General features: G+C 30.2%; 5 protein-coding genes and 1 pseudogene. 1 reads left to right on the top strand and 5 read right to left on the bottom strand.

All coding sequences use genetic code 11. The features are described from left to right. Window positions 1–267: 267 nt before the first annotated feature. From HMPREF3265_RS03430 to HMPREF3265_RS03410, 5 genes and pseudogenes are all read right to left on the bottom strand, one after another. Window positions 268–756, bottom strand: a complete 489-nt coding sequence (locus tag HMPREF3265_RS03430; RefSeq protein ID WP_070861026.1) for a cupin domain-containing protein — start codon at window positions 754–756, stop codon at window positions 268–270. Then, window positions 756–1,472 carry a YebC/PmpR family DNA-binding transcriptional regulator gene (locus HMPREF3265_RS03425; RefSeq protein ID WP_011276485.1) on the bottom strand — a complete coding sequence of 239 codons (717 nt, stop codon included), beginning with the start codon at window positions 1,470–1,472 and terminating at the stop codon, window positions 756–758. Before HMPREF3265_RS03425 ends, HMPREF3265_RS03430 begins: the two co-directional genes overlap by 1 nt. Window positions 1,473–1,626: 154 nt before the next feature. Beyond that, window positions 1,627–1,986 (bottom strand): annotated as a pseudogene (locus tag HMPREF3265_RS03420) (MarR family transcriptional regulator). A 148-nt stretch (window positions 1,987–2,134) separates the two neighbouring features. Next, complete coding sequence (locus tag HMPREF3265_RS03415; protein ID WP_070861025.1) at window positions 2,135–4,282, bottom strand: helix-turn-helix transcriptional regulator; 2,148 nt, start codon at window positions 4,280–4,282, stop codon at window positions 2,135–2,137. Between the two features lie 320 nt (window positions 4,283–4,602). Next, window positions 4,603–5,262 (bottom strand): Bax inhibitor-1/YccA family protein, encoded by a 660-nt coding sequence (locus HMPREF3265_RS03410; protein ID WP_037536498.1) that lies wholly within the window; start codon window positions 5,260–5,262, stop codon window positions 4,603–4,605. Between the two features lie 498 nt (window positions 5,263–5,760). On the opposite strand from HMPREF3265_RS03410, the gene HMPREF3265_RS03405 reads away from it, so the two are divergent. Further along, on the top strand, window positions 5,761–6,579 hold the full coding sequence (locus HMPREF3265_RS03405) for a LysM peptidoglycan-binding domain-containing protein (protein WP_070861024.1): 819 nt from the start codon (window positions 5,761–5,763) through the stop codon (window positions 6,577–6,579). The last annotated feature ends 233 nt before the right edge of the window (window positions 6,580–6,812 follow it).

Genomic DNA, 6,812 nt, shown 5'->3' with positions numbered 1-6,812 from the left:
TAACAAGCTTTTTTTAATTCTAGTCAACCTTGCCTGGTGGGCGGGCCCCAACAAAGAGAATTTCTTTAAGAAATTCTACAAGTTAAGCAAGTTGGGGTTCGGGGCCCCAACAAAGAGAATTTCTTAAAGAAATTCTACAAGCTACGCAAGTTGGGGTTCGGGGCCCCAGCAACAAGAATTTCATTAAGAAATTCTACAAGTTAAGCAAGTTGGTAATACAACGAAATAAATTTTGGGAAATATTATTTCTGTCCCACTCCTTTAAGTCTATTGGTCTATGTTTAATAAGGCATATTGTTTAATAATTGCCTCGTGTTGAGGATACATACTGTACAACTCATCTTGTGTGAATAATTCAAAATGATTAAAATCAAATGCTGGTTGGCACATACATCCAACCAAACTATAGCCTTCTCTGTCTGTTAAACTCGATGCAAAAATAGTACCTTTAGGCACTAAATACTGCAATACATCGCCATTTTCAATTGAAGCACCTAATTGTACTGATTGATAGTTCCCCTGAGGTGTAATCATATGAATGGTCAAAGATTCACCTGCATGATAATACCATACTTCATCCGCATCGATACGATGAAAATGAGAAATATCACCAGTATTTAACAAGAAGTATATACTACTGAATGATGCACGTTGTGCCTCATTTATTGTTTCTCGAATTGTTTCTTTATAATAGCCACCTTCTGGATGAGGTGTTAGATCAAGTTGTTTAATCCAATAATCTGCATTTTTCTTCATTATTTTAAATCCACATTATGGAAAACATTTTGAACATCTTCAAGGTCTTCGAGTGCATCAATTAATTTCTCAAATGTTGCTTGGTCATCCTCTGATAATTCAATATCAGTTTGAGGTAACATTTCAAACTCAGCAACTTTAAATTCTTCTACACCTGTTTGACGTAATGCATCTTGTACATGAGCAAATTGGTCTGGTTCAGCATAAACGATTGTAAGATCTCCATCTTCAATTACATCTCTAACATCAACATCTTGTTCCATTAATGCCTCTAAAATGTCATCAGCTGATTTACCTTCAATGCCGAAAGTAGCCGTGTGATCAAACATGTAAGCTACAGAACCTGATACACCCATATTTCCGCCATTTTTACCGAAAGCAGCTCTCACATCTGAAGCCGTACGGTTTACATTATTAGTTAATGCATCTACGATAAGCATTGAACCACTTGGTCCAAAGCCTTCGTAACGTAGGTGGTCATAATTTTCATCACCTGCACCTTTAGCTTTGTCAATTGCTCTATCAATAATATGATTAGGTACTGAATACGTCTTCGCTCTTTCAAGTACTAATCTTAATGCTTGGTTAGATTCAGGATCTGGTTCACCAGATTTGGCTGCTACATATATTTCTTTACCAAATTTCGCATATATTCTACTTGTATTTTTATCTTTTTGGGCCTTTTTCTCTTTAATATTATTCCATTTACGTCCCATAATGTCATCTCACTTTCATACTCAATAATCCTTATTATATAGCATTAATAAAGCATTGTCTAAAAAGGAAATAAACGCATTGTACGAAGTAAAAATAAGCATAAAAAAATACTGACAGAATGTCTTTGTCAGTATTCTCGTTCAACATATTAAATTAAATATCTAAGAATTCTTCAACATCATTGAATAAAGAATCGAATTTTTTAATATTCTTCTCATCCATATAGATAAAAATTTTTCTCTCATCTTCAGTTGATCGAACCTAACTTAGTCTTTCTTTTTCTATAAGTCGTCGAATTGAGACTAATAATTTAGTTCTACTTAACTCTAACTCACTAATTGCTATTTTTAGAAATTTTTGCATTAACATTTGATCTTTAGCAATATGTTCATGAGCAAGTTTGAGCAAAGCCAAATCATTTAATGTCAACTTATATTGTTTATCTATGTACTCTGACAATGCTTTATGTTGTTTATAGAATTCTAGTAATTTATTTAATTTGTCATTATTCAATGATTTTTGCACCTCCAAATATAAGCAGACAACTTAATTACTATTATCCTTTATATTTTTAGGTATGTCCTATAACTTTGTTTAGAAATTTTTGTCGAATTTACTAACAATGTTAAATATAGTTGCGCAAAATACAATTGGATAGATTTTATTTTTTAAAAATTTTAACGATGTACAACGCATTGTAATTAAGTTTAATTTGAAGAGGTGCATTATTAAAGTTATGTTCTATCATTTGAAATGTTGGATGGATTAAATAATCTAGTTTTCTTAAAAATCGTTTTGACCATTTATGTTTTTTTCTAATACGCTGAGAAATAAGATGATTAATATTACCGTTATAGTCATCGACGAGTTGAATTTGAACTAAATAGGTATCTTTTAATACATCATCTGTAAAATCAATAAATATATATGTCTGATCATAATTGACTTGCAATGATTCACTTTCTAAAACACGCCAATCGTAAATTAGAACAGTATATTGGTCTTCATCGTCAATTAATATGTAATTTTCATTAAATAATTTGGGTTTCATACTTATTTTAATGAGTTGCTCTAAAATCGTTCCTAATATCGACTTAAACCCGTTTTCATCGAATATGTGAAGTGCATTAAACAGATTACCACTATGCTTGAAGTTAAAGCCAATTCCGTTAAAATATGACGCTGTTCTCACAAATGTCTCAATTAATAAAGGTGCACTATTATTCAAATCATTATATTTACTATTTAAAAATTTGTGGTTTTCAAAATTTAAAAATATTATTTTCTGATCTTCTAGATCAAATTGCTTTAATATTTGTCTAATATTTTGGTATCGTAATATATTTTTCACCAGTAAATGTTCATTCTGTTCAATTAAGTAAGGCATTTTTAGTTGTGCATTATCAATATATAAAAATTCAAAATTAATGCGTTTGATTTGTGATTCTAATGTTTTAAACAATACAGGGTCGTTTAGCAGCTTACTTATTTCTAACCCAAATGAAAATTGTTGCGTTTTATGCTGTATTTTTAAAATAATTCGATAAATGGATTTCAAATTTACTTCATCTAAATCAAAAACAAGACCTAATTTATGATTACCACTCGTAGGAAGTTGATGTTCTCTGAAGTAGTTTGCTACATCCTCAAAATTAGACTCTAAAAAATCCGTTAACGTTAAATCTTCCAGTCTAAATACTACATTTAATTCATTAATAATGATGTATTCAAACAATCGTTGTCTCTCATACTTTGTCATTTGATCTTTAATATCACGCATATCTACATTTAGATAAAACTTCAATGTTGAGTGTTCGTAATACAAAGGTCGTGCAAAATCTTGAAAAAATAATAATCTTATTTCTTCTATAGTATTAACTTGAATCACTAAATAATACGGATTCACAGTAGAACCAATTGTTGAATCTGCGTAGATTATATGTTCATCGTGTTGGTTATAATATTGTTGTTTAATCTTGATTAATTGATTAATGTAGTCAATATTTCCTTCGATTATATTTCCATAATCCATATCAATAGATTTTTCATATCTATCACAGTATCGGTACTCGTTGGGAGTCATGCCAACATAATTTTTAAACGTTTTAGAATAACTTGAAGCATTGCTAAATCCTACTTTTTCGCTTATTAAACTTATCGTGTATTCCGTTGTTAATAGCCATTCAAATGAATTTGCAATTTTTAAAGTATCTACATATGTCTTGAAACCCATATTTAGCAATTGATTAAACTGTGCCGAAAGATTAGATTTAGAAGTAAATAATTTTGATGCTATACCCGTTAGCGTTAATTTCTTATTAATATTTTGATTAATATATTCTAATATTTCGCTTAATTCACCGTAAAAAGAGAAGTTATATTGATGATTTGCGATTGATTTCTCAATGGCGCCTTCTTTCCCAATAATATCAACAACAGAAGTAATATATGTAGTACCTTCAGAAACTGAGTCTGCGTTTAAATGGTTTAGGGCAAGTTGCAATAATGCGCGTTTAATGGAGTTAATGGACTTAACTAGATTAGTTGAGTATTTATAATTGAAGAAATCAAAATGGCGATCTCTAAACCAATCACTAGCGATATAAAGCATGATGGTTTTTTTATTTTTTAGAATTGAAAAAATATCTGTATTATTAATAACGTAAATGTCATTTTCGACGTTAACGGTTTTAGTAAAGTGCTGAAGTTTAAGTTGACCTTCTATCGGAAACAACAGAATAATACCGTCTTGGCAACGTGTCATTTTGTATTCATTCTTAGTCAATATATGAATATTGGTATTAGACATTGATTAACCTCTTTCTAATTCATGATAGTCTTTCTAAATGTTGTACTAATTTCCTTTTTGCTTCTTAGCACTATCATAGTGATTAAATGTAAATTTACCACAACATGATAAACAAATCAAAAATACAATTTTTTATAAATTAATTTATTGTTATTATTAACTTAAGTTATCAATTTGTTAAAAAATGTCCCGTTATTGCTTCAAATTCAATCATGTATATAGTAATACGATCAATCATACAATTACTAAACAAAATAAAATCATTGAATGCAACACGTAGACATCTCAAATGTATAGGTTCTCATTATGTTCTTTCTTATTTAATTTTTAAAGCGATTTGCAAGTCTTAATACATCTTTTATGATATTCAACAAATTAATAAATAGATTAAAACCCATTTCACGTGGTGAAAAATTCCCTCGCTTCATACGATTGAAATCATACAATGTATATAATAGAAAAAGTATTAAACCTACAACCGTAATGGCAGTGTGATATATAGGATTATGAATGAACATTCCAATCAATCCGGCAATAATTAATGCAATTAATGTTACAAATAAATATTTACCAATACTAGAAGCATCATTAATAATGAAAAAACCTAAAATACCGAAAACTATAAATGCGCCAATTGCTAATAAGACATTTTTATAGAAGACCTCTGGTCCTAAATTTTGCATATAAGTTGTAAAAGTAGCGTATGATAAAAGACCTACAATAATGGCGTAAATATGCGAAATAACCAAACCATACTTACGCGCACGTTGAATAAATAATGTTGCCAAAATAAGTACTAATAATGCTATAGATAAAGGACGTCTCCATTCCATAGGTAAGTATTGTCCGAAGTAACATCCAATTCCAAATATAATCCAATAATACATAAAAAATAGCCATACCTTGGCGTAATCACGCGTTCTATCTTTATCTCGATGTTTTGTCTTCATATGATGTGTGTTGTTATACGACTGAGACATACAATGAATCTCTCCTTTTCAGATATCACTTTTTCAACATGATTGTATCGCATTCTAACTACTTTTCAAAAAATAAATCATTAACGAATGATATGTTTTCTACAATTACATTTACATTAGTTATTAATACTAGACCTCAAAATATGAACTACAATTAAATTTAACACAACCTTAAAACCTATTGTTAATCCATTTGGAGCTTAAATTTTCCACTCAACTCATTTTTATTTCTAATAGAAATATTACAAATCACTTAATTTTTTTACTAAAATGTGCGGTCAAATATTTAATGAACGCTATCATATCAACAGATTAGACGCTTTTACATAATAAGAGACAAATATTAACAATATTACAAGATAATAACAATGCCCAAATTGTGTTTTTTTTTTGATAGTATGAATACGTGATATATGTAAATGAATATATAAGATAAATTAATAGTTTAGGAATTTATTAATTATAAATAAAATCAATTTTCTCAAGGAGGACATTTAGTTGAAAAAGTTAGCAGTCGCAGCTTCTGTCGCAACCGGAGCAGTTGCAGTACTATCTAATCACAATGCTGAAGCATCAACTCAACATACTGTAAAATCCGGCGAGTCGCTTTGGAGCATCGCTAGTAAATATAATACATCTGTGGATAGTATTAAGAAGAGCAACAATCTTTCAAACAATATGATTTTCCCTGGTCAAGTTATTACTATTGGGGGCAGCAGTAATAACTCTAACAATGCCAGTTCAAATGCAACAACTTCTTCATCAACATATACTGTAAAAGCTGGCGATTCTTTATATGCAATTGCTAGTAAAAATGGTGTAACTGTCAATGCATTAATGAAAGCCAATAATTTATCAGGTTACTTAATTACACCAAATCAAAAATTAAAAATACCTAATGGTTCAACTACAACACCTAGTAAAACAAATCCTAGTACAAACAATAATGTAGGCGGAAGTGGCGGTTATTCTAGTCCAACATTTAGTCACCAAAACCTATATACTGCTGGTCAATGTACATGGTACGTATTCGACCGACGTGCTCAAGCTGGTAAACCAATTAGTACTTATTGGTCAGATGCAAAATATTGGGCAGGTAATGCAGCAGCAGATGGTTATACAGTAGATCATAACGCAACTGTAGGTTCAATCATGCAAACAACTACTGGCTACTATGGACACGTAGCTTATGTTGAACGTGTTAATGCTGATGGTAGTATCTTAATTTCAGAAATGAATTATGCTAACGGACCATATAACACTAATACTAGAACAATTCCTGCATCTGTAGTTTCAAACTACAACTTCATTCACTAAGAAATTAAATATAGAGTATAAGAGCAGCTAATTAAGTTTAATTGGATTGCTCTTTTTTGTGCACTAAAATAATGCAATTTAATAAATCATCCCACTGTTTCAACTTGAATTCAAAAGATGATTTAAATTCTATTATGTCTTACTTCATATCTAACAAAGAAGGGCTAGCGACAATGTATCGCTAGCCCTTCTTTAATATATTATGGCTCTACGTCAAATCGGACTGATGAGTC

The sequence above is a fragment of the Staphylococcus sp. HMSC62B09 genome (genome assembly GCF_001839115.1).
GTDB lineage: Bacteria > Bacillota > Bacilli > Staphylococcales > Staphylococcaceae > Staphylococcus > Staphylococcus haemolyticus.
The sequence above is the reverse complement of the archived record's forward strand: the minus strand, read 5'-3'. Positions and strand labels throughout refer to the sequence as shown.

Coding starts and splice junctions, on each gene's coding strand:
- HMPREF3265_RS03425 (WP_011276485.1), bottom strand. CDS start 1,472: ATGGGACGTAAATGGAATAATATTAAAGAGAAAAAGGCCCAAAAAGAT.
- HMPREF3265_RS03430 (WP_070861026.1), bottom strand. CDS start 756: ATGAAGAAAAATGCAGATTATTGGATTAAACAACTTGATCTAACACCT.
- HMPREF3265_RS03415 (WP_070861025.1), bottom strand. CDS start 4,282: ATGTCTAATACCAATATTCATATATTGACTAAGAATGAATACAAAATG.
- HMPREF3265_RS03410 (WP_037536498.1), bottom strand. CDS start 5,262: ATGTCTCAGTCGTATAACAACACACATCATATGAAGACAAAACATCGA.